28 protein-coding genes are annotated in these 25,078 nt (G+C 65.9%); 16 read left to right on the forward strand and 12 right to left on the reverse strand.

The features are described 5' to 3' along the window. The first annotated feature begins 27 nt into the window (after nt 1–27). On the forward strand, nt 28–1,692 hold the full coding sequence (locus ACNI3R_RS05130) for a M20/M25/M40 family metallo-hydrolase (protein ID WP_426180517.1): 1,665 nt from the start codon (nt 28–30) through the stop codon (nt 1,690–1,692). Here the strand turns inward: ACNI3R_RS05130 and ACNI3R_RS05135 are convergent. Then, nucleotides 1,652–1,891: a hypothetical protein gene (locus ACNI3R_RS05135; protein ID WP_426180519.1), complete on the reverse strand. Its 240-nt coding sequence runs from the start codon at nt 1,889–1,891 to the stop codon at nt 1,652–1,654. The two genes, ACNI3R_RS05130 and ACNI3R_RS05135, sit on opposite strands and share 41 nt — an antisense overlap. Nucleotides 1,892–2,023: 132 nt before the next feature. Between ACNI3R_RS05135 and msrA the strand changes: the two genes are divergently transcribed. After that, nucleotides 2,024–2,569: a peptide-methionine (S)-S-oxide reductase MsrA gene (gene msrA, locus ACNI3R_RS05140; protein WP_426180521.1), complete on the forward strand. Its 546-nt coding sequence runs from the start codon at nt 2,024–2,026 to the stop codon at nt 2,567–2,569. A gap of 9 nt (nt 2,570–2,578) precedes the next feature. On the opposite strand, the gene ACNI3R_RS05145 is transcribed toward msrA, so the two are convergent. The 3 genes from ACNI3R_RS05145 to ACNI3R_RS05155 are packed head-to-tail and all read right to left on the reverse strand — an operon-like array spanning nt 2,579 to nt 4,540. Then, the gene (locus ACNI3R_RS05145) at nt 2,579–3,517 is read right to left on the reverse strand and encodes an L-threonylcarbamoyladenylate synthase (RefSeq protein ID WP_426180523.1); all 939 of its coding nucleotides are present in this window, start codon (nt 3,515–3,517) and stop codon (nt 2,579–2,581) included. A 51-nt stretch (nt 3,518–3,568) separates the two neighbouring features. Continuing rightward, nucleotides 3,569–3,916, reverse strand: a complete 348-nt coding sequence (locus tag ACNI3R_RS05150; protein WP_426180525.1) for a GntR family transcriptional regulator — start codon at nt 3,914–3,916, stop codon at nt 3,569–3,571. Nucleotides 3,917–3,958: 42 nt separating this feature from the next. Continuing rightward, the gene (locus tag ACNI3R_RS05155) at nt 3,959–4,540 is read right to left on the reverse strand and encodes a nitroreductase family protein (RefSeq protein WP_426180527.1); all 582 of its coding nucleotides are present in this window, start codon (nt 4,538–4,540) and stop codon (nt 3,959–3,961) included. A gap of 272 nt (nt 4,541–4,812) precedes the next feature. Here ACNI3R_RS05155 and ACNI3R_RS05160 point away from each other — a divergent pair, with 272 nt between their 5' ends. The 5 genes from ACNI3R_RS05160 to thiD all read left to right on the forward strand — a co-directional run bounded on the left by ACNI3R_RS05160 (nt 4,813) and on the right by thiD (nt 11,579). Continuing rightward, the gene (locus ACNI3R_RS05160; RefSeq protein WP_426180529.1) at nt 4,813–6,594 is read left to right on the forward strand and encodes a peptide MFS transporter; all 1,782 of its coding nucleotides are present in this window, start codon (nt 4,813–4,815) and stop codon (nt 6,592–6,594) included. Between the two features lie 19 nt (nt 6,595–6,613). Beyond that, entirely contained in the window at nt 6,614–7,999 is a 1,386-nt protein-coding gene (locus ACNI3R_RS05165) for an amidohydrolase (RefSeq protein ID WP_426181452.1), read from the forward strand. Then, on the forward strand, nt 7,996–9,309 hold the full coding sequence (locus ACNI3R_RS05170; RefSeq protein WP_426180531.1) for an amidohydrolase family protein: 1,314 nt from the start codon (nt 7,996–7,998) through the stop codon (nt 9,307–9,309). Before ACNI3R_RS05165 ends, ACNI3R_RS05170 begins: the two co-directional genes overlap by 4 nt. A 123-nt stretch (nt 9,310–9,432) precedes the next feature. Further along, complete coding sequence (glmM, locus tag ACNI3R_RS05175; RefSeq protein ID WP_426180532.1) at nt 9,433–10,770, forward strand: phosphoglucosamine mutase; 1,338 nt, start codon at nt 9,433–9,435, stop codon at nt 10,768–10,770. Nucleotides 10,771–10,775: 5 nt separating this feature from the next. Continuing rightward, complete coding sequence (gene thiD, locus ACNI3R_RS05180; RefSeq protein ID WP_426180534.1) at nt 10,776–11,579, forward strand: bifunctional hydroxymethylpyrimidine kinase/phosphomethylpyrimidine kinase; 804 nt, start codon at nt 10,776–10,778, stop codon at nt 11,577–11,579. 15 nt (nt 11,580–11,594) lie between these two features. On the opposite strand, the gene ACNI3R_RS05185 is transcribed toward thiD, so the two are convergent. Beyond that, nucleotides 11,595–12,038, reverse strand: a complete 444-nt coding sequence (locus tag ACNI3R_RS05185; protein ID WP_426180536.1) for an Rrf2 family transcriptional regulator — start codon at nt 12,036–12,038, stop codon at nt 11,595–11,597. A gap of 95 nt (nt 12,039–12,133) precedes the next feature. Between ACNI3R_RS05185 and ACNI3R_RS05190 the strand changes: the two genes are divergently transcribed. Next, complete coding sequence (locus ACNI3R_RS05190; protein ID WP_426180538.1) at nt 12,134–12,574, forward strand: globin domain-containing protein; 441 nt, start codon at nt 12,134–12,136, stop codon at nt 12,572–12,574. 153 nt (nt 12,575–12,727) lie between these two features. After that, complete coding sequence (locus tag ACNI3R_RS05195; RefSeq protein WP_426180540.1) at nt 12,728–13,006, forward strand: hypothetical protein; 279 nt, start codon at nt 12,728–12,730, stop codon at nt 13,004–13,006. Between the two features lie 90 nt (nt 13,007–13,096). Here ACNI3R_RS05195 and rplI read toward each other — a convergent pair whose 3' ends face one another. Genes rplI through rpsF form a run of 3 tightly spaced genes read right to left on the reverse strand, consistent with a single transcriptional unit; the run spans nt 13,097 to nt 14,362 of the window. Then, entirely contained in the window at nt 13,097–13,699 is a 603-nt protein-coding gene (gene rplI, locus ACNI3R_RS05200; RefSeq protein ID WP_426180542.1) for a 50S ribosomal protein L9, read from the reverse strand. A 15-nt stretch (nt 13,700–13,714) separates the two neighbouring features. After that, nucleotides 13,715–13,939, reverse strand: a complete 225-nt coding sequence (gene rpsR / locus ACNI3R_RS05205; protein WP_165321330.1) for a 30S ribosomal protein S18 — start codon at nt 13,937–13,939, stop codon at nt 13,715–13,717. A 15-nt stretch (nt 13,940–13,954) separates the two neighbouring features. Further along, the gene (rpsF, locus tag ACNI3R_RS05210; RefSeq protein ID WP_296624713.1) at nt 13,955–14,362 is read right to left on the reverse strand and encodes a 30S ribosomal protein S6; all 408 of its coding nucleotides are present in this window, start codon (nt 14,360–14,362) and stop codon (nt 13,955–13,957) included. A 214-nt stretch (nt 14,363–14,576) separates the two neighbouring features. Here rpsF and ACNI3R_RS05215 point away from each other — a divergent pair, with 214 nt between their 5' ends. The 7 genes from ACNI3R_RS05215 to ACNI3R_RS05245 all read left to right on the forward strand — a co-directional run bounded on the left by ACNI3R_RS05215 (nt 14,577) and on the right by ACNI3R_RS05245 (nt 21,275). Next, on the forward strand, nt 14,577–15,269 hold the full coding sequence (locus ACNI3R_RS05215; protein ID WP_426180544.1) for a hypothetical protein: 693 nt from the start codon (nt 14,577–14,579) through the stop codon (nt 15,267–15,269). A gap of 73 nt (nt 15,270–15,342) precedes the next feature. Continuing rightward, nucleotides 15,343–16,278 (forward strand): ACP S-malonyltransferase, encoded by a 936-nt coding sequence (fabD, locus tag ACNI3R_RS05220; protein WP_426180545.1) that lies wholly within the window; start codon nt 15,343–15,345, stop codon nt 16,276–16,278. 123 nt (nt 16,279–16,401) lie between these two features. Then, nucleotides 16,402–17,142: a 3-oxoacyl-[acyl-carrier-protein] reductase gene (gene fabG, locus ACNI3R_RS05225; RefSeq protein WP_426180547.1), complete on the forward strand. Its 741-nt coding sequence runs from the start codon at nt 16,402–16,404 to the stop codon at nt 17,140–17,142. Nucleotides 17,143–17,255: 113 nt separating this feature from the next. Then, a complete protein-coding gene (locus tag ACNI3R_RS05230) occupies nt 17,256–17,492 on the forward strand; it encodes an acyl carrier protein (RefSeq protein WP_296624717.1) in 237 nt (78 codons plus the stop codon). Nucleotides 17,493–17,627: 135 nt separating this feature from the next. Then, a complete protein-coding gene (gene fabF / locus ACNI3R_RS05235; protein WP_426180549.1) occupies nt 17,628–18,893 on the forward strand; it encodes a beta-ketoacyl-ACP synthase II in 1,266 nt (421 codons plus the stop codon). A gap of 7 nt (nt 18,894–18,900) precedes the next feature. After that, the gene (gene mltG, locus ACNI3R_RS05240; RefSeq protein ID WP_426180551.1) at nt 18,901–19,896 is read left to right on the forward strand and encodes an endolytic transglycosylase MltG; all 996 of its coding nucleotides are present in this window, start codon (nt 18,901–18,903) and stop codon (nt 19,894–19,896) included. Nucleotides 19,897–20,084: 188 nt separating this feature from the next. After that, on the forward strand, nt 20,085–21,275 hold the full coding sequence (locus ACNI3R_RS05245; protein ID WP_426180552.1) for a calcium-binding protein: 1,191 nt from the start codon (nt 20,085–20,087) through the stop codon (nt 21,273–21,275). 119 nt (nt 21,276–21,394) lie between these two features. On the opposite strand, the gene argC is transcribed toward ACNI3R_RS05245, so the two are convergent. The 4 genes from argC to ACNI3R_RS05265 form a co-directional block, all read right to left on the reverse strand. Next, on the reverse strand, nt 21,395–22,336 hold the full coding sequence (gene argC / locus ACNI3R_RS05250) for an N-acetyl-gamma-glutamyl-phosphate reductase (protein WP_426180554.1): 942 nt from the start codon (nt 22,334–22,336) through the stop codon (nt 21,395–21,397). Then, nucleotides 22,333–23,265, reverse strand: a complete 933-nt coding sequence (locus ACNI3R_RS05255) for a C40 family peptidase (protein ID WP_426180556.1) — start codon at nt 23,263–23,265, stop codon at nt 22,333–22,335. Before ACNI3R_RS05255 ends, argC begins: the two co-directional genes overlap by 4 nt. Next, nucleotides 23,222–23,551 (reverse strand): MarR family winged helix-turn-helix transcriptional regulator, encoded by a 330-nt coding sequence (locus tag ACNI3R_RS05260; protein ID WP_296624721.1) that lies wholly within the window; start codon nt 23,549–23,551, stop codon nt 23,222–23,224. Before ACNI3R_RS05260 ends, ACNI3R_RS05255 begins: the two co-directional genes overlap by 44 nt. A 132-nt stretch (nt 23,552–23,683) precedes the next feature. Then, a complete protein-coding gene (locus ACNI3R_RS05265; RefSeq protein WP_426180558.1) occupies nt 23,684–25,072 on the reverse strand; it encodes a leucyl aminopeptidase family protein in 1,389 nt (462 codons plus the stop codon). Nucleotides 25,073–25,078: the final 6 nt, after the last annotated feature.

Below are 25,078 nucleotides of genomic sequence, written 5' to 3' on the forward strand. Positions count from 1 at the left end.
GGAGCCGCTGCGGCCTAAAGTCGCTTCATGCGCATATTTTATTCTCTCGTCGCTGCCTCGGCGCTTGTCGCCGCCATTCCGCAAACCGCCATTGCCGCTCCGGACATCGATACGGGCCGCCTGACGCAGACCGTCCGCACGCTCGCCTCCGACCTGTTCGAGGGCCGCGCGCCTGGCACGCGCGGGGAGGATCGGACGATCGGCTATCTCGTGTCGCGCTTCGAGGCGTTGGGTCTGGAGCCGGGCGGAACAGACGGCCAGTGGGTGCAGCGGGTGCCCCTCCTTCACACGAAGCTGGATGCGCCGCGTGTCCTCCGCTTCGTCACGCCGAAGGGTGATCTCGCGCTCACCCAAAGCGGCAATGTCCACCTGTCGACCGTGCGGCCTGACGACGTGGCGAAGATCGCCGCCTCGCCGGTGGTGTTCGTCGGCTATGGCGTGAAGGCGTCCGAGCGCGGCTGGGACGATTTCAAGGGCGTCGACCTCAAGGGCAAGGTCGTGGTCTTTCTCGTCAACGACCCCGACTTCGCGGCCGGCGCGAAGGAGCCGGTTGCGGGCAAATTCGGCGGCAAGACGATGACCTATTATGGCCGCTGGACCTACAAGTTCGAGGAAGCGGCCCGGCAGGGCGCGATCGGCGCGCTGATCGTCCATGACACTGCCGGCGCGGGCTATGGCTGGAACGTCGCAATCAGCGCGGGCGGCGAGAATTACGATATCGTCCGCAAGCCCGAGCAACTGACCAGCGTCGCGCTGCAGGGCTGGCTCGCCGCGCCGGCGGCGGAATCTCTGTTTGCGGCAGCCGGTCTCGATCTCGCGAAATTGTCGCTGGCAGCGCGCTCGTCCAGCTTCAGGCCGGTGGAGTTGAAAGCCGTGCGTTTCGACGCGGACGTGCCCGTCGCGCATGAGGAGGTGGTGAGCCACAACGTCCTCGCCCGCCTGCCGGGCGCCATCCGCCCCGACGAGGCGGTAATGTACGGCGCGCATTGGGATGCTTATGGCGCGGGCAAGGCCGATGCACAGGGGCGGATCTACCGCGCCGGGGCGAATGACGACGCGCTGGGAGTGGCGGCGTTGCTTGAGATCGCGCGCGGCATGACGGCGGGACCGCGCCCCGATCGATCGGTGATCTTCGCCGCCTGGACGGCCGAGGAGCGCGGCCTGCTCGGGTCCGAATATTATGCGGCCAATCCGATCCACCCGCTCGAAAAGACCGTCGCGACCCTCGACATCGACATCCTTCAGACGGCGGGCCGTGCGCGCGACGTGGTGCTTGTCGGCAAGGGGCAGGGGACGCTCGAGGACGACCTCGCCCGCGTCGCCGCGACCCAGGGCCGCCGCGTGACGCCCGAGAGCCTGCCCGAGCGCGGGCTCTTCTATCGCGCCGACCATTTCCCATTCGCGAAGCGCGGCGTGCCGGTTCTTCTGATGATGGGCATCGCGGGCGCGTCCGATCTGGAGCAGGGCGGTCCTGCAGCAGGCCAGGCCTGGATCGATCGCTACACGGGCGATTGCTATCATCAGGCCTGCGATGCCTGGGGTCCGGACTGGAATCTCGACGGCGCGGTGCAGGATATCGAAGCGATGGCGATCATCGGCGACGAGCTGGCGCGGTCGCGCCGCTGGCCGGGCTGGAAGGTCGGATCCGAGTTCAAGGCAGTGCGGGAGGCGAGCGAAGCGCTCCGTCGCTAGTCGCCGACATACCGGTCGTTGGTCGAACGAATGTGGAGTGTGCCGGGGGGCAATGGCCTGCGAGGGGGAAGGCGTCGGGCATCTCCTGCGCGATGAAGGTCAGCAGCGCCGGCTGGACCATGGCGAGCACGATGACATCCGCCGCCAGCGCGGCGAGCGCGGGCGGCAGGGCCAGATGGCCGATCGGTAGAGTGTCCATGCCCGACCAATGAGGAGGCAGGACAGCGGTTCCTCGGCCGATCCCTTCCTGGTTGCGCTTCGCCGCGCGCGGGCCGGTCGTTGCAAGTGCGCTCCGATGCCCTATCTCTGTGGACAGATACGGAGATCAAATATGGCGAAGGAAATCGCGACGCTGGCCGGAGGCTGTTTCTGGTGCGTCGAGGCAGTGTTCGACGACATCATCGGCGTCGAGTCGGTCGAGAGCGGCTATATCGGGGGGCATGTTCCCAATCCGACCTACAAGCAGGTCTGCAATGGCGACACCGGCCATGCCGAGGCGATCCGCGTCGCCTTCGATTCCGACGTCATCAGCTATGGCGAGCTGCTCGACATTTTCTTCCACGTCCATGATCCGACCCAGCTGAACCGCCAGGGCAATGATGTAGGGACGCAATATCGCTCGGCCATCTTCCCGCATTCGCCCGAGCAGGAAGCCGAGGCCAAGGCCGCTATCACGCGCGCGCAGGCCGACTGGCCCGGCCAGATCGTGACGCGGATCGAGCCTGACGCGCCCTGGTATGTCGCCGAGGATTATCATCAGGAGTATTTTGCGCGCGAGGGAGCCGGCAACGGCTATTGCGTAATGGTCGTCGCGCCCAAGCTGGCCAAGTTCCGCAAGAGCTATGCCGCGCGTCTCAAGGATAGCGCGAAGGTCTGAACCCCGGCGTCAGCGCGGTGCCGCCGCGCGCCGCAACCGGTCGTTGATCGCGATGCCGAGCCCGACGTCCGGGATCGGCGCCACGGCAATGGCCGGCGCGGCCGCTGCATCGGCCGCGTGCAGCAGATCGAACAACCGCGCTGCCGCTTCGGCGAGGTCGCCGGACCGCGACAGCGAGGCATCACCTTCGATCCCGGCATAACCGATCAGATATTCGTGATCCCGGCGCTCTGCGACGTCGAGGCGCACTGGTTTCGATGGCGCATAATGGCTGAGCATCTGGCCCGGGGCCTCGATCGTCCCGTTGTCGTGCAGCGACAAGGGCACGCCGCTCGCCTCTGTAAGCATCTCGGGCGTCACGCTTCCCGGCCGCAGCAGGCGTAAGCGCTCATCTTCGACCGCGACGATCGTCGATTCGATCCCGACCTCGGTGGGCCCTCCGTCGAGCACCAGTTCGATCCGACCGGCGAGCGACTGCGCCACATGTTCGGCGCGGGTGGCGCTGATCGACCCGCTGGCATTGGCAGAGGGCGCCGCAAGCGGTCGGCCACAGCGGGCGATCAGCGCACGCATGACGGGATGCGCAGGCATGCGGACTGCGACCGTCGACAGGCCCGCCGTCGTCAGCCGCGCGACCGGTGCAGCTTCGGCGAGCGGGAGCACGAGCGTCAGAGGACCCGGCCAGAAGGCGTCGGCCAGCCGACGCGCCAGCGGCGAGAAGATGGCAACGGTCTCGGCCATGGCCATGCCGTCGACATGGACGATCAGCGGATTGAAGCTGGGTCGGCCCTTGGCGGCATAGATCGCGGCGACGGCAGCGCCGCTGGTGGCATCCCCCGCCAGCCCGTAAACGGTCTCGGTCGGAACCGCGACCGGCAGGCCGCGCCCGATTGCTTCCGCAGCGGCGGCGATACCGGCTTCGTCGGCAGGGATGATCCGGGTGTCCATGACCCGCGGCGCTATCGCGATGAACGGGAGCGGGCAAGCCCCCGCAACGGTTCAGCCTTCGACGCGGTCGAGCAGGTCGGCAGCGTCGAGGTGCAGGCGCCGCATCGTGCGGACGACGCGCGGCCATTCGTCGCGCAGGAAGGCGGCGCGCGCTTCTTCGCGCAGCCGGGCGGTGGCGCCCTCGGCGACGAACATGCCGACACCGCGCTTGACGGTCACGAAGCCTTCATCCTGAAAACCCTGATAGGCCTTGGCGGCTGTCAGGGGATTGGCACCATGCTGCGCAGCAAAGACCCGGACAGAGGGGAGGGCGTCGCCGTCGCCAAATGTGCCGTCGAGGATGGATTCGGCGATGATGTCGCGAAGGCGGAGATAGACGGGACGGTCCTGGCTGCTCATAGCGTCACACTGTGCTAACACAGCATGGCGCGTCAATGGCAATCAGGCTTTCCACGTCGAAACGACAGCTTCATAGGCCGGGCGCGGACGTTCTTCCAGCTCGCGCCCCGGCGTGCCGAGAAAGAGAAAGCCTGCGATCCGGTCGCCTTCGCGGCCGCCCAGGCTCTGCAGCACGTCCGCGCTGTAGGCCGGCCAGCCGGTGAGCCAGCTTCCGACGAAGCCGGCGGCGTGGGTGGCGGCCAGCAGGTTCATGCAGACAGCGCCCGCCGACAGCTCCTGCTCCCACAGCGGAATCTTGCTGCTCTCGACCGGTGTCGAAAGGACGGCCACCAGCGTCGGCGCCTGACGCGCAAACTGCTCCATCGCCTCGAGTTCGAGCCGGCCGGCTCCGGGCTTGTCGGCCAGATAGGCGGCCTTGAGCATATCGGCGAAGCTTTCGCGATCCGCAGCCTCGACGATCACGAAGCGCCAGGGTGCCAGCTTGCCATGGTCGGGCACGCGCATCGCAGCGCTCAATATGGCGGAAAGCTGGGCTGCATCGGGGCCAGGCGCCACCATGTCGCGCGGCTTTCCCGAGCGGCGCGTGGCGAGGAGGGCGGCGGGCGAAGACAGGTCGTTGAACATGGTGCGCCATCTAACAGCTGGTGTCGATTGCAACAATCGGCTTCACAGGGCGGGATTCCCCGTTACTGTTGACACTCATGAAGGCCGCGCAGCGCTGGACGGCCTGATCGCCCGGTGGCGAGCGAAAAGCTCCCCGCATCAGGCGCCTGTCCGACCCGTCACCGATGGGAAGAGAATAGGCGTGGCAGGCAAGGGGCCTGTGGCGAGAGGGAGAGTGAAGCGCCGTGCGCCGATAACGCAAGGCCCTTGGGGCCGAGAACAGAAAGCACTTCATGGTCAATCCCGACGCAGACGCGACGACCGAGCCGGCATCCCGTCAGGTGAGCCGCTCGGACGGCGAAACCTGGTTCGGCCACCCCAGGCAGCTGGCCAGGCTCTTTTCCACCGAGGCAATGGAACGCTTCGGCTTCTACGGCATGCGGGCGCTGCTGACGCTCTATCTGGCGCAGCATTTCCTGTTCAACGACCAGACCACCAACGGCCTCTATGGCGGCTTCACCGCGCTGGTCTATCTGACCCCGCTCGTCGGCGGCCTGCTCGCCGACCGCTATCTCGGTTCGAAGAAGTCGGTGAAGTTCGGCGCCATCCTGATGTCGATCGGCTATCTGACGCTCTGCTTCGGCGGCCCGACCGCCAAGCCCTATGCGATGATCGACAATGCCCGCTACGAGGTGGTGATCGACGACGCCAAGCAGCAGTTCGTCGTCGACGGCAATCGCCAGCTGGCGATCAAGGGCCGCGAGGACGGCAGTGTCGACCTGGTCGCGCCCGACGGTAGCGTCGCGCGCACCGTCGCCAAGGGCGGCTTCAAGGCCGATGCCGATCGCGACAATTTCTACACGATGCTGATGCTGGTCGCGCTGACCATGGTCACCGTCGGCAACGGCTTCTTCAAGCCCAACATCTCGACGATCGTCGGCGCGCTCTACGAGCAGGGCGACCGCCGCCGCGATGCGGGCTTCACCATCTTCTACATGGGCATCAACCTCGGCTCGCTCTTCTCGCAGATATTGTGCCCCTTCCTCGCGGTCGCGCTCGGCTGGTGGGCGGGCTTCGGCCTCGCCGCGATCGGCATGATGATCAGCTGGGCGCTGATCCAGTTCGCGGGCGACAAGCTCGACGGCTATGGCGATCCGCCTCCGGGACAGGACAAGGACCGGTCGCTGCTGATCTATATCGGTGCGATCGCGGCGGTACCGGTCGGCTGGTTCCTGTTCGTCAACCTGATGAACAGCACCGCGACTCCCGCCGGCAGCGGCATGATCGGCTATCTGCTCGGCCTGCCGATCATGGGCAAGGTGCTGTTCGCGTCGTTCCTCGCCTCGGTCGTCCTGATCCCGCTGTGGGCGCTCAAGGCCGGCAACAAGGTCGAGTTCCAGATGATGGTCGCGGCGATCGTGCTGATCGTCTTCAACGTTGTCTTCTGGACGCTCTTCGAGCAGGCGGGGTCGTCGCTGACGCTATTCGCCGACCGCAACACCGACCTCTCGATCTTCGGCATCTTCACCATGTCGGCGGGGCAGACCCAGTTCTTCAACGCCTTCTTCATCGTCCTGCTGGCGCCGCTGACCTCGATCCTGTGGAATGCACTCGGCCGGCGCGGGATCGAACCGTCGATCCCCGTCAAGTTCGCCATCGCGCTTGCGGGCGTAGGGCTCGGCTTCCTCGCTTTGGTGTGGGGCACGGCCTATGCCGGACCCGACTTCAAGGTGTCGGTCTGGTGGCTGGCGCTGCTCTATCTGATCCATTCGATGGCCGAGCTGTGCATCTCGCCGGTCGGCCTCTCGATGATCACCAAGCTGTCGATCGCGCGTGTGGTCGGTCTGATGATGGGGCTGTGGTTCCTGTCGATCAGCTGCGCGCAATATGTCGCCGGCATGGTTGCGCAGGTCGCCAGCGTGGAAACGGTCGGCGGTCAGGTGACCAACCTCAAGGTCAGCCTCGACACCTATGCGGGCGTCTTCCAGACCATCGGCCTCGTCTCGATCGGCATCGGCGTGGTGCTGTTCCTTCTCTCCCCGGTCATCAAGAAGTGGATGCACGGTGTCCAATAAGTTCCTCTACGGCGCCGCGATGGCGCTGGCGTTGACCGCCTGTTCGGGCGGCGCCGCGCCCAAGTCCGCCTCGTCCGACGCGCCCCCGCCGGGCAAGGGCAAGGCGTTCGATCACGATCCCTTCCCGTCGACCTACAAGCCCTATCCGGGCGTGCCGACCGCGATCGTCCATGCGACCGTCTATGACGGCGAGGGCGGCCGCATCGACAATGGCACCGTCCTGCTCGCCGATGGCAAGGTCGTCGGCGTGGGCGGCCCCGATCTCGCCATCCCGGCGGGCGCGAAGCTGATCGAAGGCAAGGGCAAATGGGTAACACCCGGCATCATCGACGTGCACAGCCATCTCGGCGACTATCCGTCGCCTGGGGTCGAGGCGAACTCCGACGGCAATGAAGCGACGGCACCGGTGACCGCCCAGGTCTGGGCCGAGCATAGCGTCTGGCCGCAGGACCCCGGCTTCAGCCGCGCGCTCGCCAATGGCGGCGTGACCACGCTGCAGATCCTGCCGGGCTCGGCCAATCTGTTCGGCGGCCGCTCGGTGACGCTGAAAAATGTCTATGCGCGCACGGTGCAGGGGATGAAATTCCCCGGCGCGCCCTATGGGCTGAAGATGGCCTGCGGCGAGAACCCCAAGCGCGTCTATGGCGGCAAGGGGCGCGAGCCCTCGACCCGCATGGGCAATGTCGCGGTCGATCGCCAGACCTGGATCAAGGCGACCGAATATAAGCGCAAATGGGACAAATATGAGGAGAAGGGCGGCGAGCCGCCCGCCCGCGACATCGCCATGGACACGCTGCGCGGCGTCCTCGACGGCGAGATCCTCGTCCACAACCACTGCTACCGCGCCGACGAGATGGGCATCGTCCTCGATATGGCCAAGGAGTTCGGTTACAAGGTGACCGCCTTCCACCATGCCGTCGAAGCCTACAAGATCGCCGATCTCCTGAAGGCGAACGGCACCTGCGCCGCCGTCTGGGCCAACTGGTATGGCTTCAAGATGGAAAGCTATGACGGCATCCCGGAAAATCTCGCCATCCTGCACAATGCGGGCGCCTGCGTGATGATCCATTCGGACGACCAGAACGGCATCCAGCGGCTCAACCAGGAGGTCGCCAAGGCGCTCGCCTCGGGCCGGCGCGCCGGCTTCCAGATCAGCGACGAGCAGGCCTGGACCTGGCTCGCCATCGCGCCCGCCAAGGCGCTCGGTATTGCTGACAAGACCGGTAGCCTCAAGCCCGGCAAGATGGGCGACGTCGTGCTGTGGAACGGCAATCCGCTGAGCGTCTATACCCGGCCCGAGAAGGTCTGGGTCGACGGCGCGATGCTGTACGATGCCTATGATCCCAAGCTCCGCCCGGTGAGCGATTTCGAGCTGGGCCAGCCCGGCGAGGGAGATGTGAAATGACCCGGTCCACGCTCCTCCGCGGGCTCGGCGGCGCCCTTTGCGCTGCGCTTGCGACAGTAGCCCTCCCGGCCGCCGCCGAGACGATCGCGATCACCGGCGGCACCGTCGCGATCGGCGATGGCTCGCAGCCGATCGAGAATGGCACGGTCGTCATCGCCAATGGCCGCATCGTCGCGGCAGGCGCCGGCGTGGCCGTGCCGCCCAGCGCCACCGTGATCGACGCCACCGGCAAATGGGTGTCCCCCGGCATCGTCGCGGGCGTCAGCACGCTCGGCGTGATGGAGGGCTATGGCATGTCGGAGGTCAACGACCTCAGCGCCGGCAAGTCGCCCTTCTCTGCCGCGCTCGACATCTCGACGGCGGTCAATCCGAACGGCCAGCGTATCGGCACCGAGCGTTCGGCCGGTATCACGCGCGCCTTCGTCATGCCCGGGACCGGCAACACGATGTTCGCGGGGCAGGGGGCGGTGATCGATCTCGGCACTGATCCCGATCCGGTGACGCGTCCGCGCGCCTTTCAATATATAGAGCTGGGCGAGGAGGGCATGTCGGCCGCGGGCGGCAGCCGTCCGGCGGCCTATGCCCTTCTGAAGGCGGCGCTTTCGGCAGCGGCCAATCCGGCCAGCGCGGACTTCGTCAGCAAGGACGCGCTGATCACGCGCCAGGATGCCGAGGCGCTGGTGCCGGTGCTACGGGGCACGCAGCCGCTGCTCGTCCATGTCGAACGCGCCTCCGACATCCGCTCGGTGCTGGCCCTCAAGAAGCCATATCCGGCGCTCAAGCTGGTGCTGGTCGGCGCAACCGAGGGCTGGATGGTCGCCAACGAGATTGCGGCCGCCCGCGTTCCCGTTATCGCCGCCGCGCTGATCGACCTGCCCGAAAAGTTCGAGTCGATCGCCGCGACCCAGTCGAATGTCGGGCGGCTCGCCAAGGCGGGGGTCACCGTCGCCATATCGAACGCCGACATATCCGAAGGCCCCTATGAGTCCTTCCTGCCGCAATATGCCGGCAATCTGGTCGCGCTGACCAAGGTCCCCGGTGCGCAGGGGCTCGACTGGGGCGCGGCGCTCGCCGCGATCACGTCGAAGCCGGCGGCGGCGATCGGGATGGACGGGGAGATCGGCTCTCTCCGCGCCGGCCGTCGCGCCGATGTGGTCGTCTGGAGTGGCGATCCGCTCGAACTGTCGTCGCGTCCGACCGCCATCTTCATCGATGGCGTCGCGCAGCCGACCGTCAGCCGCCAGACGCGCCTGCGCGACCGCTATCTCGACCCGGTCGAGAAGGCACTGCCCAAGGCCTATGAGCGCTGAGGCCTGAGGAGATGGGAAGGGCCGGTCATGGTACAGCCATGGCCGGCCGCTCGTCGCGCAGGGGGCTTGAGACGCTGTCGGAATCGGCGCATCTAGCGGCGGCTTGGACTTGGGGGTTGTTGCATGGTGCGTAGATATTTCGGGACCGACGGCATTCGCGGGCGGACCAATGAAAGCCCGATGACCGCCGAGATCGCCATGCGCGTGGGGCAGGCGGCCGGCGCCCATTTCGTCCGGGGCGAACATCGCCACCGCGTCGTCATCGGCAAGGATACTCGTCTGTCGGGCTATATGATGGAATCCGCGCTGGTCGCCGGCTTCACCAGTGTCGGCATGGATGTCGTCCTGCTCGGCCCCCTGCCGACCCCGGCGGTCGCTATGCTGACCCGGTCGATGCGCGCCGATCTGGGCGTGATGATCTCCGCCAGCCACAATATGTTCGCCGACAATGGCATCAAGCTGTTCGGCCCCGACGGTTACAAGCTGTCCGACGCCGACGAGATCGCGATCGAGGGGCTGCTCGACACGCCGGTCAAGCTCGCTGCGCCCGGCGAGATCGGCCGGGCCCGCCGCGTCGAGGACGCCCGAGGCCGCTATGTCCATGCGGTGAAGTCGAGCTTCCCCGAGCATCTCCGTCTCGAGGGGCTGCGCATCGTCGTCGACTGCGCCAATGGCGCCGCCTATGAGGTCGCCCCGCTCGCCCTGTGGGAACTGGGCGCCGACGTCATCTCGATGGGGGTCAGCCCCAACGGCACCAACATCAACGACAAATGCGGCTCGACCGACACCAAGGCGCTGCAGGACAAGGTGGCGGAAACCCGCGCCGACCTCGGCATCGCGCTCGACGGCGACGCCGACCGGCTCATCGTGGTCGACAATCTCGGCCGCGTCGTCGACGGCGACCAGTTGATGGCGCTGATCGCGAGCGGTGCGCACCGGCGCGGCCAGCTGCGCGGCGGCGGGCTCGTCGCGACGGTGATGTCGAACCTGGGCCTGGAGCGTTTCCTGCAGGCGCAGGGCCTGGCGCTGCACCGGACCAAGGTTGGCGACCGTTATGTCGTCGAGGCGATGCGCGCCGAAGGCTTCAATGTCGGAGGCGAGCAGTCGGGCCATATCATCATGTCCGACCACGCGACCACCGGCGACGGGCTCGTGGCGGCGTTGCAGGTGCTGGCCGAACTGGTGGAGAGCGGCAAGCCCGCGAGCGACCTGCTGCACCTGTTCGATCCGCTGCCCCAGCTGCTCAAGAATGTCCGCTTCGCCGGCGGCGAGCCGCTCAAGGACGAGAAGGTCAAGGCCGCGATCGCCGATGCCGAAGCGAAGCTGGACGGGACCGGGCGCTTGGTCATCCGCAAGTCGGGAACCGAGCCGCTGATCCGCGTCATGGCCGAGGGCGAGGACAGCACGCTCGTCGAGGCGATGGTCGACCAGATCTGCGATGCGGTCCGCAAGGCCGCCTGACCGGAATGTCCGTCGCGCGCATCCTGATCATCGCCGGATCCGATTCGGGCGGCGGCGCCGGGATTCAGGCCGACCTCAAGACGGTCACCCTGCTCGGCGGCCATGCGATGACGGCGATCACTGCGATCACCGCGCAGAACACGCTGGGCGTCACCGACGTCCATGCGATCCCTGCCGACAGCGTGATCGCGCAGATCGATGCGGTGGCGTCGGATATCGGCGTCGACGCGGTCAAGATCGGCATGATCGGATCGCCAGATACGGCCGCGCGCGTCGCCGAGCGCCTTTCGCGCGCCGACCTGGTGGACGTGCCCGTAGTCTTCGATCCCGTGATGATCGCGACCAGCGGCAGCCGGCTCGCGAGCGCGGAGACGATCGCGGTATTCGGGGAACTGATGCGTAGGGCGGCGCTGTCGACCCCCAATCTGGACGAACTGGGCGCGCTGGCGGGCGACGCTTTGGGCGACGAGGCATCGATAGCTTCCGCTGCCGGTGGCCTCATCGATCGCCTTGGCTGTGGCGCGATCCTCGCGACCGGCGCCGAACTGCAACCGGGCGAACTCACCGATCTACTGTTCGACCGGACGGGGCCGGACGCGCGGCGTCGCTGGAGCGCGCGGCGGATCGACACGATCCACGATCACGGCACCGGCTGTACGCTCGCCAGCGCGGTCGCCACGGGGCTGGGGCAGGGTATGCCCCTCGAAGCCGCGATCGAGCGGGCGCGGCGCTTCGTCCGGGTCGCGCTCGAAAATGCGCCGGGCCTCGGCGGCGGACATGGTCCGATGGGGCAGCGCGCGCTGGCCTGAACCGGCGGTGGCGCGTCAGGCGTCGACTGCAGGCTCCGGCGATACCAGCGACAGGAGCTGCGCAAGGTCGCCCCGCCGGCTCGCGACGTCGGCGATGGTGTAGCGGTCGAGCACCGCCATGAACGCGCCGAACGCCTCGCCCAGCGCCCCCGACAGGCCACAGGCCGGGGCGATCCGGCAGGACGCGCAGTCGACCAGCGGCAGGTCCTTCTCGCCATGCCGGACCACTTCGCCGACGCGGATCTCGCCTGCCGGCCGTGCCAGCGCGAGCCCGCCGCCACGCCCCCGCGTCGCACGGACCAGTCCGGCGCGCGCGAGCATGTTGACCACCTTCATCAGATGATTCTCGGAAATCGCATAAGCGCGCGCGATTTCGGCGATCGAGCTGAGCCGGTCGTCATGCGTCGCAAGGTGGATCAGCGTCCGCAGGGCATAGTCGGTGTGGAGCGAGAGGCGCATGGCTCTTCTTACCGGCTGTTAAAGATAGATTCAAATTGCATCTTTATAGGGTCCGTTATAGATGCATTTACATTGCACCTTATAAAGGGACCGTCATGACCGCCACGCTTTCTCCCGAAACCATCGCCATCGTCAAAGCCACCGCGCCTGCGCTCCAGCAGCACGGCGTGGCGATCACGACCCGCATGTATGAACGGCTGTTCGTCGATCCCGAGGTAAAGGCGCTGTTCGACGAGGCCGCCCAGGCATCGGGCGAGCAGCCCAAGCGCCTCGCAGCGGCGATCCTCGCTTATGCCAAGAATGTCGATAATCTGGGCGTACTCGGCCAGGCCGTCGAGCGCATGGCCGAGCGCCATTTCGAGACCGGCGTGAAGCCCGAACATTATCCGGCCGTCGCCGCCGCGTTGCTGCCGGCGATCAAGGACGTCCTCGGAGACGCGGTGGACGACAAGACCCTCGAAGCCTGGGGCGAGGCCTATTGGGTCCTCGCCGACATCCTGATCGGCCGCGAGAAACAGCTCTACCAGGCGGCCTGATCGCCCGGCGGCGGACGTTGGCTGGCGTCCGCCGCCGTCACGCTGCAACCGACCCCCAAGAGTCTTCTCCGACATTCGCCGACCGCGAGACTTGCTGTGGCGTAGAAACCACGCAATGGTTGCTGACCACAAGCCGTTGCGGGAGGCCCTGAAATGAGAGTTGGCATCTTAGTGCTGCCGCCTCTTTTGCTTGCTGCTTGCGGCTATGATCCGGGGGCTGCCAGCTACGATGCGCTGGTAGATCAGGTTTCTGCAAAGCGAGTTGGCGCCGACACCGATCAGTGGATCGAGGTGAAGAATATCGCGGGGGAATGGGAGAGAACCGGACTGATCTTTGGCTATGCTGATGATTACGAGGAATGCGCTAAAGCCATCGGGGGCCTTAAGAAAGTCAACTATGCTCGGGAATACCGCTGCGTCCCGGCAAACTGAATGTCTGCGACCCGATCTGACGGGTAATCGTCATAAGAAAAGGGCCGCCCGGATCGCTCCGGACGGCCCTTTCTCTGTTCGGCGAAGCGATCAGGCCTCGGCCGAATCCTCGGCGGGCTGCTCGACCAGGTCGGCAGCGATCTCGCCGGGTTCGGCGTTGGGGTCGTAAGCTTCGGTGAAGCCGGCTTCGTCACGCTCGAACATCGAGGCCATGACGTCGACGCCCTGCGACTGCAGCTCGGCCTCTTCGGGCGAGCGGGCAACGTTGACCTTGACGATGCGCGCGACTTCCGCGTGCAGCGAGATCTTCACCTCGTGCAGACCGATCGTCTTGATCGGACGGCTGAGCACGACACCCGACTTGGCGACCTTGACGCCGTCTTCGGCCAGAGCCTCGACGATGTCACGGGCCGAAACCGAACCATAAAGCTGGCCGGTGTTCGACGCCTGACGGATCAGGGTCACCGACTTGTCGTCGAGGGTCTTCGCTTCGGTTTCCGCATGTTCGCGGCGCTTGGCGTTGTCGGCCTCGATCTGCGCGCGGTTGGCTTCGAAGACCTTCTTGTTCGCTTCGTTGGCGCGGAGCGCCTTCTTGCGGGGCAGGAGATAGTTGCGCGCGAAGCCCGCCTTTACGGTGACGACGTCACCGATCTGGCCCAGCTTCTCGACACGCTCGAGCAGGATCACGTCCATGTTGGCGGTCCCTTCTTACTTGACGATGTAGGGAAGCAGCCCGAGATGACGGGCGCGCTTGATCGCCTTGGCGAGTTCACGCTGCTTCTTGGCGGAAACCGCAGTGATGCGGCTCGGGACGATCTTGCCGCGCTCCGAAACGAAGCCCTGCAGCAGACGAACGTCCTTGTAATCGATCCGGGGAGCGTCCTTCGCGGAGAAGGGGCAGCTCTTGCGGCGGCGGAAAAATGCGCGTGCCATGGTTTCTATCCCTCCTTACGCGACTTCGCGGTCTTCGCGACGCGGGCGGTCACCGCGCTCGCCACGACCACCTTCGCGGTCGCCACGACGGCCTTCACGCTCGCCACGACGCATCATCGCGGACGGACCCTGCTCGAGCTCGTCGACGCGGATCGTCATGTAGCGGATCACGTCTTCGTTGATCGCGGTCTGGCGCTCCAGCTCGGCGACGACGCCGGCGGGGGCATCGATGTGAAGCATCACATAATGCGCCTTGCGGTTCTTCGCGATGCGGTAGGCGAGGCTGCGGAGGCCCCAGGTCTCGGTCTTGACGACCTTGCCCTGATTGTCCTCGACGATCTTGGTGGCGGCTTCCGCCAGCGCGTCGACCTGGGCTTGTGCCAGGTCCTGACGCGCGAGAAACACATGCTCGTACAGAGCCATGTTCGCGACTTCCTTCCTTTGGCCGATCGCTGACGCCGTGCCCATCACGAACGCCCCTCCGGCTGTCTTCCAAAAGCAACAGGGGCGGAGAGACAGGCTCCCGCCCCGGTTAGCCCGGCCTATGGAGGAAAGGCCCACAAAAGGCAAGGGCGCTTGGCGGAACCAGTCTATGCTCTGCCGGTTCACGGAGTCGCGCTGGTTCATAGGGGGACGGATGGCATTCTTATCACATCGACTGTCGTGCGTCGCGATCGTGGTAGCGGCGCTTGCCGCCGCTCCCGTCAGTGCCGCCACCGCGCGCGATCTGCTGGTCGAGGCCGCCTTCAAGACCCGCGACAAGACGGTCGCGCTAGACCGCATAGCGGAGGCGGAGTCGCTCGCAGGCAAGCAGATACTGGCGAGGCCGGGCGATGAGGATGCCCGGCTGATCCGGGCTATGGCCGTCGGGTACCGCGCGAAGCTGACCCGCAGCCGCAGCGATGCCCTGTCAGCGCGGAAGTCGTTCGAGGCGCTGGCCGCAGCCAATCCGCGCGACGCCGAGGCGATTGCGTCGGTCGGGACCTGGCATCTGGACTCGGTGGTCGATCTCGGTGCGATGATGGCCGGCCTCGCGATCGGGGCGAAGAAGGCGATCGGCTTCGGGCTGATGGACCGCGCCGTCGCCCTCGGTGGCGGTCGCGCGCTCTATCCGGGGCTGGCGGCGCTGCTTCGCCTGGCCATCGATCCCGACGATGCGCGCGGCCGGCAACTGGCCGAAGCCGCGAGTGTCGCCACCGTAAGCGCGCCGCTCGACCGCATCTTCCGCAATGCCGCCATCGCAATATTGGTGCCGCTGAAAGCTGGCGACGATAGTGCGACCCAAAAGATGGCGCGCGAGCTGCTGCCTTTCGGCCGATTGTCGAGCTGATCGCGCAAGGCTTTGCGCTTGCCAGCGCGGTAAAGCTTTCCTAGTGGCGGCGGCCTTAGCGAGGGAGCCGTTCATGCGCGCATTCATCTTTCCGGGACAGGGCAGCCAGGCCGTCGGCATGGGCAAGGCGCTCGCCGATGCCAGCGCGGTCGCGCGCGAGGTGTTTCAGGAAGTCGACGACGCGCTCGGGCAGAATCTGTTCAGGCTGATGGTCGAAGGCCCCGCCGACGAGCTGACCCTCACCGAAAACGCCCAGCCGGCGATCATGGCCAACGCTATCGCGACGCTGCGCGTCGTTCAGAAGGAGGGCGGTATCAGCCTGGCCGACAAGGCGGCCTTCGTCGCCGGTCACAGCCTGGGCGAATATAGCGCGCTGTGCGCCGCCGAGGCGATCGACCTGTCGACCACGGCCCGGCTGCTCAAGCTGCGCGGCCAGTCGATGCAGGCGGCGGTGCCGGTCGGCGTCGGCGCGATGGCGGTGTTCCTCGGCCTCGACTTCGAAGGCGCCAAGGCCGTCGCAGACGAGGCGGCGCAGGGCGAAGTCTGTCAGGCCGCCAATGATAACAGCAACCGTCAGGTCGTCGTGTCGGGTCACAAGGATGCGGTCGAGCGCGCGATCGAGATCGCGAAGGCGAAGGGCGCGCGCCGGGCGATGCTGCTGCCTGTTTCGGCCCCCTTCCACTGCGCGCTGATGCAGCCCGCTGCCGACGCCATGGCCGAGGCGCTCGGCAAGACCGCCGTGCAGGCGCCGCTCGTCCCCGTCTATGCCAATGTCCTCGCCGCGCCGGTGTCCGACCCGGTGGAGATCGTCCGCCTGCTGGTCGAGCAGGTGACCGGCACGGTGCGCTGGCGCGAGAGCGTCGCTGCCATGGCCGATGCGGGTGTCGAGCAGTTCATCGAGTTCGGCGGCAAGGTCGTCGGGCCGATGGTCAAGGACATCACCGACAAGGCGGCGGCGACCAGCGTCGTAACCATGGCGGACATCGAGGCTCTGGCCGCAGGCCTCTGAGCCGGGGCGCAGGCCGCTTGCCTCTCGCCCTCGGGCAGGGGTAGAGCAAGCCTGCGCGACCACCACGCTTCGGTCATCTCGCGGCATTCCGCATTAGCTAAAGAGAAGAGAAGGGCGATCCACATGTTCGATCTTTCGGGCCGCACGGCACTTGTTACGGGCGCGAGTGGCGGCATCGGCTCGGCCATTGCCAAGGCGCTCGCGGCGCAGGGCGCGCGTGTCGCGCTGTCCGGTACGCGCGAGGAGGCGCTGAACGCCGTCGCCGCCGAGATCGGTGGGGACACTGTCGTTCTGCCGTGCAATCTCGGCGATGCCGAAGCGGTCGATGGCCTCGTCCCGCGTGCGGTCGAAGCGCTCGGCGGCAAGCTCGATATCCTCGTCAACAATGCCGGGGTTACCCGCGACAATCTGGTCATGCGGATGAAGGACGAGGAGTGGGATCAGGTGATCTCGGTCAATCTCGAAGCTGCCTTCCGCCTGATCCGCGCGGCGGCCAAGCCGATGATGAAGGCGCGCCACGGTCGCGTCATCACGATCACCTCGGTCGTCGGTACCACCGGCAACCCCGGCCAGGCGAACTATGCCGCGTCGAAGGCCGGTCTCGTCGGCATGTCGAAGGCGCTGGCTCAGGAACTGGCCAGCCGCAACATCACCGTCAATTGCGTCGCGCCCGGCTTCATCGCCTCGGCGATGACCGACGTCCTGCCCGACGCTCAGAAGGACGCGCTGCTGACCAAGATCCCGGCCGGCAAGCTGGGCGACGGAGACGACATCGCCGCCGCCGTTGTCTATCTTGCCAGCAGCGAGGCGTCCTACGTCACCGGCCAGACCCTTCACGTCAACGGCGGGATGGCCATGATCTGAGCAGCATAGGCCGATGGCGGGCCGATTGCGGCCCGGCGTCGTCAATGCATGCTTGCAAGCAAAGTCGCCCCCCGTTAGGGCAGGCGACAGAAACCCTAAGGAAGGTTTGGAATATGAGCGAGACCGCTGAGCGCGTTAAGAAGATCGTTGTCGAACATCTTGGCGTCGAAGCCGAGAAGGTGACCGAAGAGGCCAGCTTCATCGACGATCTGGGCGCGGACAGCCTCGACATCGTCGAGCTGGTCATGGCGTTCGAGGAAGAGTTCAGCGTCGAGATCCCCGACGACGCGGCTGAGAAGATTGCGACCGTCAAGGACGCGATCAGCTATATCGACAGCCACAAGGGCTGATCCACCCGCCCGCCGGTCGTTTGATCGTCCGGGGCAGGTGATCGAGCCGAGAGCTTTCGGCGGCTCCCCGACCCCGGGCCAACCGATGGGACGGGGAGCCGCTTTGCCGTTCAAGAGGATATGCAGGAGATTGCCATGCGTCGCGTGGTCGTAACCGGTCTGGGTCTTGTCACGCCGCTCGGCGCGGACGTCGAGACAGCCTGGAGCAACATCATCGCCGGCAAGTCGGGCGCTGCCCGCATCACCCGCTTCGATCCGAGCGATCAGGCGTGCACCATCGCGTGCGAGGTCAAGCCCGCCGACCATCCTTATGGCTTCGACGCAAGCAAGCGCGTCGACCACAAGGTGCAGCGGCAGGTCGATCCGTTCATCGTCTATGGCATCGACGCCGCCGGCCAGGCGCTCGAAGATGCCGGCCTGACCGACATGAGCGAGGAGCTGAGCTACCGCGCCGGTCTGTCGATAGGTTCGGGTATCGGTGGCCTTCCCGGCATAGAGAGCGAGTCGATCGTCCTCTATGAAAAGGGTCCGCGCCGCGTCAGCCCGCACTTCGTGCATGGCCGCCTGATCAACCTGATCTCCGGTCAGGTCTCGATCAAATATGGCCTGCGTGGCCCCAACCATGCGGTCGTCACCGCCTGCTCGACCGGCGCGCATGCGATCGGCGACGCCGCGCGGATGATCGCGATGGACGATGCCGACATCATGGTCGCAGGCGGCGCCGAAGGCGCGATCTGCCCGCTCGGGATCGCCGGCTTCGCCCAGGCGCGCGCGCTGTCGACCGCCTATAACGACACGCCCGAAAAGGCCTCGCGTCCCTATGACAAGGGCCGCGACGGCTTCGTCATGGGCGAGGGCGCCGGCATCGTCGTGCTCGAGGAATATGAGCATGCCAAGGCGCGCGGCGCGAAGATCTATGCCGAGGTGATCGGCTATGGCCTGTCGGGCGACGCCTATCATGTCACCGCGCCGCACCCGGAAGGCTCTGGCGCCTATCGCTCGATGGCGATGGCGCTGAAGAAGTCGGGTCTGCAGCCGTCGGACATCGACTATATCAACGCCCACGGCACCTCGACCCCGCTCGGCGACGAGCTTGAGGCGGGCGCGGTCCGCCGCCTGTTCGGCGATGCGCTCAAGACGGTGTCGATGAGCTCGACCAAGTCGGCAATCGGCCATCTTCTGGGCGGTGCCGGCGCGGTCGAATCGATCTTCTGCATCCTCGCGATGCGCGACCAGATCGTGCCGCCGACGCTGAACCTCGAAAATCCGAGCGACGGCCTCGAGGATTTCGACCTGGTTCCGCTCAAGGCGAAGAAGCGCAAGGTGAAGGCCGTGCTGAACAACAGCTTCGGCTTTGGCGGCACCAACGCCAGCCTGATCATGCGCGCCATCGAGGACTGACCCGGTCGTGGCCCGCCGCCGCAAGCCTTCGATCGTCGGCCGGCTCCTCGTGCTGGTCGTGGTCCTGGCCTTGCTGGCGGGCGGGGCTGCGGCGTGGATCTCTCGCGATTGGTGGGGGCAGGGGCCTCTGACCAAGGAAGCCAGCGTCGTCGTCCGTAAAGGCGATACGCTGGCGGCCGCAGCACGGGCCTTGGAAAAGGCGGGGGCAATCCGCTCGACCACCAATTTCCTGCGCTTCGCCCGACGCTTCGGCTCGGACGAGCCGGTCCGCGCGGGCGAGTTCACCATTCCGGCGGGCGCCAGCGGGCTCCAGATCCTCGATATCCTCCAGCACGGCACCCCCGTGCAGCATCTCGTCACCATCCCCGAGGGCATGCCCTCGATCCTGGTGCGCGAGAGGCTGCTGGCCGAACCGCTGCTGACCGGCACCATCGACGTGCCGGCCGAAGGCTCGGTGCTGCCCGACAGCTATGCGTTCGAGGCGGGTGAGCCGCGCGCGGCGGTCCTCGCCCGGATGCAGATGGCGATGCGCAAGGCGATCGACGAAGCCTGGGAGGGCCGCAAGCCGACCACGGCGGTCACGAACAAGCGCGACGCGGTGATTCTCGCCTCGATCGTCGAGAAGGAAACCGGCGTCGCTTCCGAACGGCCGATGGTCGCCTCGGTCTATTCCAACCGGCTGCGGCAGGGGATGAAGCTGCAGGCCGATCCGACGGTCATCTACCCGATCACCAAGGGCAAGCCCCTCGGCCGCCGCATCCGCCAGTCCGAACTGCGCGCTGTCAACGGCTACAACACCTATGCGTCGCCGGGCCTGCCCGAAGGCCCGATCGCCAACCCGAGCCAGGCCGCGATCGAAGCGGTGCTCGACCCGGCCAAGAGCAGCGCGCTCTATTTCGTCGCGGACGGCAAGGGCGGCCACATCTTCGCGAACACGCTCGCCGAGCACAACGCGAACGTGCAACGCTACTACGCGATCCGGAGAGCGCGCGGCGAGATGTGAGCGGGGGCAGGCGCCGGGTGCATCCATGGAGGCTGCAACATGGCTAGAGCTACAATTCGCAAGAGATCTAGTTGCGGTTAAGAAGAATGCGTCGGCCTCTCGCTACGAGATGCGGCCACATCCGATCTATCTCGCATTGACCTCGTGCTTATCCCATGGTTCCTCGCTCCCGAGACCGGGAGTGCGTTATGCCAGTGGCGGGCGTCGGCAATTCGCCGATCAGAATGGATGCTGACTTCATTAATTTGGTGCGGGAGCCAGAGGTTCTTTTGCGGACGAGCACCGAGCTGGTGTTGAGCACGTTGAACGTAATTGTTGGTGGGGGAGTCGGTTTGGGAACCTTCTCCTTCTCAGGCACTGGTGTGCAGTATAACGAAGTTGGTGAGCCGATCGCCGGTATTATAACGGGCGTCGAAATCGCCGATGCAGAAGGTCATGTCACCAGACTAAGTGGCTTGCAGGCCTCTGCTGCTGAATTCTTTGATATCCTGACCGATATTTCGTCGGGAAATGTCAGGGTTCATCCTCTGGTAGCGTTATTGCCCGGAAATGATCAAATACAGGGTACCATGGGTGATGATATTATTCTGGATTATTCCGGACACAATATTCTCGTCGGCGGACCAGGACGCGATCTTATCAATAGCGGTAGCGGTAATGATCATATCTATGGGCATTCACCCAATGGTGGTGGCGAGGACGCAGACGATTTAGCCGGTGGCGCCGGTTCCGATTATATCCACGGAAATGCCGGGAACGACGATCTAAGGGGTGATGAGGGGTCGGATAGACTCTATGGCGGCCAGGGACGGGATAGAATTAGCGCGGGAACAGGCAATGACACCGTTAACGGCAATCGTGATGATGATGAAATAGACGGGGACGATGGAAATGATCTTCTTCGGGGTGGCCAGGGAAATGATACAATCGTAGGCGGCAATGGCGACGATATATTGATTGGTGACCGTGGTGTTGACGTTCTGGACGGTGACGGACTTGCGAGCACTGATGGTGGCTCAGATACTTTTGTATTCGGTCCCGAAACTAGCCTGATAGGCGCGACTATGCGGGATTTGGATAGAATATTATATTTTGACTCCCGTAGTGATCAATTTTCTCTTGGATTTATTCCCGAAGATATTTTCTTCAGTGGAAGAAATTTGGTAGTTACGAGCCCGGAAGACGCAAGAGCTTACGCTCAAAATTTGTTCGATAGCAATCTCGGCGATAATGAAGTTGCTTTTGTGCATTATTCTTCAAGCACAATTATGCTTTGGTCCTCCACGGGTGGCGGATTCGTCGATTCTGCCGTCTTTATCGATAATACGTTTGATCCCTATAATTCTTCTTATTTGATTACTTCGGACAATTTTTTATAGGCCCGAGAAATTGAATTGGGCGTCATAAGCGGCGGAGTTGATCCGCACAAAATGACGGAGCGCGCCCCAAACTCGCATCAGGCACGGGCCGCCTGATTCCTCTGTGATCCCGGGCTGGGCTACAGCCGCAGCCCTGTTACCTCGGGCAGGCCGAGTGCGATGTTGAGGTTTTGGACGGCGGCGCCGGCGGCGCCCTTGCCGAGATTGTCGAGTAGCGCGACGAGGCGGGCCTGGCCGGCTGTTTCGTCGGCATAGACGTAGAGGTCCAGGCGGTCGGTGCTGGCGGCCTGTTCGATCAGCAGTGCCGACGGGCGGTCCTCGTGGACGCGGACGATCTGGCTGCCGTCATAGGCGGCCGCCAGCGCGTCGTGGAGCGCGGCGCCGCTCGGGCGGCCGGGGAGGAGGTGCAGGTGGAGCGGCACTTCGACCAGCATGCCGCGATAGGTGCGCGCGACCGAGGGGAAGAAGATCGGCGGGTGATCGAGCCCGGCGTGGCGCTGCATTTCGGGCACATGCTTGTGGCCGAGGCCGAGCGCATAGGCGCGGAAGGCGCTGTCGGTGGCGTCGGCCGAGGCCGCATCCTCATACATCGCGATCATCGCCTTGCCGCCGCCCGAATAGCCCGAGGCGGCGTTGACCGACAGCGGGGTGGAGGCGGGCAGCAGGCCGGCGCGGACCAGCGGGCGTACGAGCGCCAGGAATCCGGTCGGATAGCAGCCGGGATTGGAGATGCGCCGTGCCTCGGCCAGCCTCTCGCGCTGGCCCGGATCGAGCTCGGCAAAGCCATAGGCCCAGCCTTCGGCGGTGCGATGCGCGGTCGAGGCGTCGACCACCCGCACGTCGGGATTGGAGATGAGCGAGACCGCCTCGCGCGCGGCATCGTCGGGCAGGCACAGCACGACGGCATCTGCGCCGTTCAGCGCCTCCGCGCGCGCGGCGGGGTCCTTGCGGCGTGCCTCGGCGATCGTGACGATCTCGATGTCGGGACGGCCGGCGAGCCGTTCCGCGATCTCGAGCCCGGTGGTGCCGGCGGCGCCGTCGATGAAGACCTGTGCGGTCATGCTGTCAGTCTCCGCCGGCTCAGGATCGGCCGGTCATGATTGGGTTGAAGGCGGGCGACCACGTCGGCCAGCGGCTCGACGACGACGGCCATCCAATGCGCGTTGGCGTGGATCAGCCGGTCCGCGTCGACCATCAGGCCGACATGGCCGGGAAAGCTGACGATGTCGCCACGGCGCAGCGGCTCGTCGTCCGCAAGTTCGACGCCGATGTCGTGGCGCTGCATGTCGGTATCGCGCGGTGCGCTGTGTCCTGCTGCCGCGAGCGCGATCTGGACGAGGCCCGAACAGTCGATTCCATCGCCCCCGCGCCCACCCCAGAGATAGGGCATGCCGAGGCAGAGTTCTGCCACCGCGACCGGATCGGCGGCAAGCTCCTCTATGCCCATGAGATGGCGCATATGGACATGGCCGAGATCGGTCTTGAGGAAGCTGCCTTCGACCGTGCCGCTCACGCGAGATCCGGTCGGCAGCGTCGCGACCAGCGGCGCCTTGATCGAGGCGTCGGCAAAGACCAGCGCTGCGCGCACCGATACCCGGTGCGTAGGCGTGATCGGCTCACCGAGATGCGCGACCTCGACATAGCCGACATAATGGTCGTGGAGCGAATAGCCCCAGGCCCAGCCGGCGGCAATTTCCAGCGCGGCAAAACCTTCGCCCGGCAGCAGTTGCGACACGGCCTCGGCCGATGCCGACGGAGCGCTGCGCATGAACGCCGTCGCAAGAGCGGCGCGCGGCATGGGCGCGGCATAATGGGGGGCGAACAAGGTGCCGGCCAGCGCGACGTCCGCAATGTCCGGCCTGAAGGCGTGTATTCTTTTGTCGATCGCGCGCGTCGGGCCGTCGAGGTTGAAGGTCGAGACGGGCGGAGTCTGGCTGAGTGGGCCGTCAGCCCCCCAGCTTCTCGATGTCGATGGATTTTCCGAAGGCATCGAGGAAGGCAGCCCCTTTTTCCGTCTTGGCGACAAAGATGTTGCGTCGATCATTATCGTCGCGTTCCCGGCGCAGATAGCCGAGCGACCCCAATGTATTCAAGGCGCGCGTTATGACCGGCTTCGACACGCCCAATTGCTGGGCGAGGCCGCGCACCGTGTGGGGGCCGGGGGTGATGTAGCTGATGAGCAGAAGGGCCATCTGCCGATTGGTCAGGTCGGGCTGCCCCGAACGGACATAAGCGACCAGCGCGCGCATCCATTGGGAAAGCTGATTGTCGGACATAATGTTGCTCGTCTCGTTCCACAGATGCAGGATCGGGCATGGACCCGTTGGTGAGAACGCGTCCGTGACCGTTTCGTTTCACTGCCGAAGTGGGAGACCGGCGCTTTCGTCGCCGGAGAAGTTCGTTTCGCCTCAGTCTGGACTAAATCGCGCTTTCAGAAGGCTGAATGCGCAGCGAAGCCCCAGGGCATCGCCGCCCTTCGGACGACCGGCCTTGGGGGATGGGCGCCAGGCGAAGGTATCGAAATGGGCCCAGGGCAGCCCATCGGGTACGAAGCGCTGCAGGAAGAGAGCGGCAGTCACCGCCCCGGCCATCCCGCCTTCTCCGGCATTGTTGATGTCCGCCACGTTCGATTTGAGCATGTCGGCATAGTCGGCCCAGAGCGGCAGGCGCCAGTGCGGGTCGGCGGACGTGGAGGCGGCGGTGGCAAGATCGGCGGCCAGCGCCTCGTCGTTGCAGAACAGCGCCGGCAGGTCCGGACCGAGCGCCACACGCGCCGCACCGGTGAGGGTCGCGAAGTCGAGCATCAGCACCGGCTTGTCCTCGCCCGCGCGGGTCAGCGCGTCGCCGAGGACGAGACGCCCCTCGGCATCGGTGTTGCCGATCTCGACCGACAGCCCCTTGCGGGTCCGCAGCACGTCACCGGGACGGAAGGCGTTGCCGGCGACGGCATTTTCGACGGCGGGGATCAGCAGATGAAGGCGGACCGGTAGCCGGGCCTCCATGACGAGCTGGGCGAGGGCGAGCGCATGTGCCGCTCCGCCCATGTCCTTCTTCATCAGCAGCATCGCCGACGAGGGCTTGAGATCGAGCCCGCCCGAATCGAAACAGACACCTTTGCCGACGATGGCGATGCGGGGATGGGCAGGATTGCCCCATTCGCACTCGATCAGCCGGGGCGCGCGATCGCGGCTCGCCGCGCGGCCGACCGCCGCGATCATCGGATAGTCGCGATCGAGCACATCGCCCTGCGTCACCCGGAATTCGGCGCCATGGCGCTGGGCGATGCGCTCGGCGGCCTCGGCCAGTTCGGCCGGCCCCATGTCCTGTGCGGGCGTGTCGACCAGGTCGCGGACCAGTGCGACCGCCTCGGCCAGCGCCAGCGTCTCGGTCATGGCCTTGACGTCGCGGGTCAGCAGGATGCGTGCGGGCAAGGGATCGGGTTTCGACAGATAGCGGTCGAAGCGGTGCTGGGCGAGCAGCCAGCCAAGTGCGCCAGCGCCGGGGCCATCGCCTTCGATCCGGTAGGCGCCGGCCGGCAGCTTCGCCGCAACCGCCGCGATGTCCCAGGGGCCGGGGGCCTTGGCGAGGCCATAAGCGACCGACCAGTCATCGTCCTTCTTGCCGGGCAGAACGACGATCTCGCCGGGCTTCGCACGGAACTGCGCGGCCGCGCAGAGGGCGCGAGCGGCGGGGGTTTGCTGGAGGAGCCAGGCGTCGAGGCTGTCGGCGGCCACGGGGATTAGGCCATGGGCCTTCTGCCCCCGGTCGGGCTGGAGCAGCGCGGTAAAGTCGGTCATGGGCTC

Origin of the sequence: Rhizorhabdus antheiae (genome assembly GCF_049889055.1) — a bacterium.
Lineage (GTDB): Bacteria > Pseudomonadota > Alphaproteobacteria > Sphingomonadales > Sphingomonadaceae > Rhizorhabdus.

What these genes read in the sequence shown, in the direction of transcription:
- fabF (WP_426180549.1), top strand. Translation starts at nt 17,628, where the DNA reads ATGCGTCGCGTGGTCGTAACCGGTCTGGGTCTTGTCACGCCGCTCGGC.
- ACNI3R_RS05135 (WP_426180519.1), bottom strand. Translation starts at nt 1,891, where the DNA reads ATGGACACTCTACCGATCGGCCATCTGGCCCTGCCGCCCGCGCTCGCC.
- fabD (WP_426180545.1), top strand. Translation starts at nt 15,343, where the DNA reads ATGCGCGCATTCATCTTTCCGGGACAGGGCAGCCAGGCCGTCGGCATG.
- rpsR (WP_165321330.1), bottom strand. Translation starts at nt 13,939, where the DNA reads ATGGCACGCGCATTTTTCCGCCGCCGCAAGAGCTGCCCCTTCTCCGCG.
- rplI (WP_426180542.1), bottom strand. Translation starts at nt 13,699, where the DNA reads ATGGACGTGATCCTGCTCGAGCGTGTCGAGAAGCTGGGCCAGATCGGT.
- ACNI3R_RS05260 (WP_296624721.1), bottom strand. Translation starts at nt 23,551, where the DNA reads ATGTCCGACAATCAGCTTTCCCAATGGATGCGCGCGCTGGTCGCTTAT.
- rpsF (WP_296624713.1), bottom strand. Translation starts at nt 14,362, where the DNA reads ATGGCTCTGTACGAGCATGTGTTTCTCGCGCGTCAGGACCTGGCACAA.
- ACNI3R_RS05130 (WP_426180517.1), top strand. Translation starts at nt 28, where the DNA reads ATGCGCATATTTTATTCTCTCGTCGCTGCCTCGGCGCTTGTCGCCGCC.
- ACNI3R_RS05195 (WP_426180540.1), top strand. Translation starts at nt 12,728, where the DNA reads ATGAGAGTTGGCATCTTAGTGCTGCCGCCTCTTTTGCTTGCTGCTTGC.
- ACNI3R_RS05190 (WP_426180538.1), top strand. Translation starts at nt 12,134, where the DNA reads ATGACCGCCACGCTTTCTCCCGAAACCATCGCCATCGTCAAAGCCACC.
- ACNI3R_RS05245 (WP_426180552.1), top strand. Translation starts at nt 20,085, where the DNA reads ATGCCAGTGGCGGGCGTCGGCAATTCGCCGATCAGAATGGATGCTGAC.
- ACNI3R_RS05155 (WP_426180527.1), bottom strand. Translation starts at nt 4,540, where the DNA reads ATGTTCAACGACCTGTCTTCGCCCGCCGCCCTCCTCGCCACGCGCCGC.
- ACNI3R_RS05170 (WP_426180531.1), top strand. Translation starts at nt 7,996, where the DNA reads ATGACCCGGTCCACGCTCCTCCGCGGGCTCGGCGGCGCCCTTTGCGCT.
- argC (WP_426180554.1), bottom strand. Translation starts at nt 22,336, where the DNA reads ATGACCGCACAGGTCTTCATCGACGGCGCCGCCGGCACCACCGGGCTC.
- ACNI3R_RS05230 (WP_296624717.1), top strand. Translation starts at nt 17,256, where the DNA reads ATGAGCGAGACCGCTGAGCGCGTTAAGAAGATCGTTGTCGAACATCTT.
- ACNI3R_RS05185 (WP_426180536.1), bottom strand. Translation starts at nt 12,038, where the DNA reads ATGCGCCTCTCGCTCCACACCGACTATGCCCTGCGGACGCTGATCCAC.
- glmM (WP_426180532.1), top strand. Translation starts at nt 9,433, where the DNA reads ATGGTGCGTAGATATTTCGGGACCGACGGCATTCGCGGGCGGACCAAT.
- msrA (WP_426180521.1), top strand. Translation starts at nt 2,024, where the DNA reads ATGGCGAAGGAAATCGCGACGCTGGCCGGAGGCTGTTTCTGGTGCGTC.
- ACNI3R_RS05255 (WP_426180556.1), bottom strand. Translation starts at nt 23,265, where the DNA reads ATGCCTTCGGAAAATCCATCGACATCGAGAAGCTGGGGGGCTGACGGC.
- fabG (WP_426180547.1), top strand. Translation starts at nt 16,402, where the DNA reads ATGTTCGATCTTTCGGGCCGCACGGCACTTGTTACGGGCGCGAGTGGC.
- thiD (WP_426180534.1), top strand. Translation starts at nt 10,776, where the DNA reads ATGTCCGTCGCGCGCATCCTGATCATCGCCGGATCCGATTCGGGCGGC.
- ACNI3R_RS05215 (WP_426180544.1), top strand. Translation starts at nt 14,577, where the DNA reads ATGGCATTCTTATCACATCGACTGTCGTGCGTCGCGATCGTGGTAGCG.
- ACNI3R_RS05165 (WP_426181452.1), top strand. Translation starts at nt 6,614, where the DNA reads ATGGCGCTGGCGTTGACCGCCTGTTCGGGCGGCGCCGCGCCCAAGTCC.
- ACNI3R_RS05150 (WP_426180525.1), bottom strand. Translation starts at nt 3,916, where the DNA reads ATGAGCAGCCAGGACCGTCCCGTCTATCTCCGCCTTCGCGACATCATC.
- ACNI3R_RS05265 (WP_426180558.1), bottom strand. Translation starts at nt 25,072, where the DNA reads ATGACCGACTTTACCGCGCTGCTCCAGCCCGACCGGGGGCAGAAGGCC.
- ACNI3R_RS05160 (WP_426180529.1), top strand. Translation starts at nt 4,813, where the DNA reads ATGGTCAATCCCGACGCAGACGCGACGACCGAGCCGGCATCCCGTCAG.
- ACNI3R_RS05145 (WP_426180523.1), bottom strand. Translation starts at nt 3,517, where the DNA reads ATGGACACCCGGATCATCCCTGCCGACGAAGCCGGTATCGCCGCCGCT.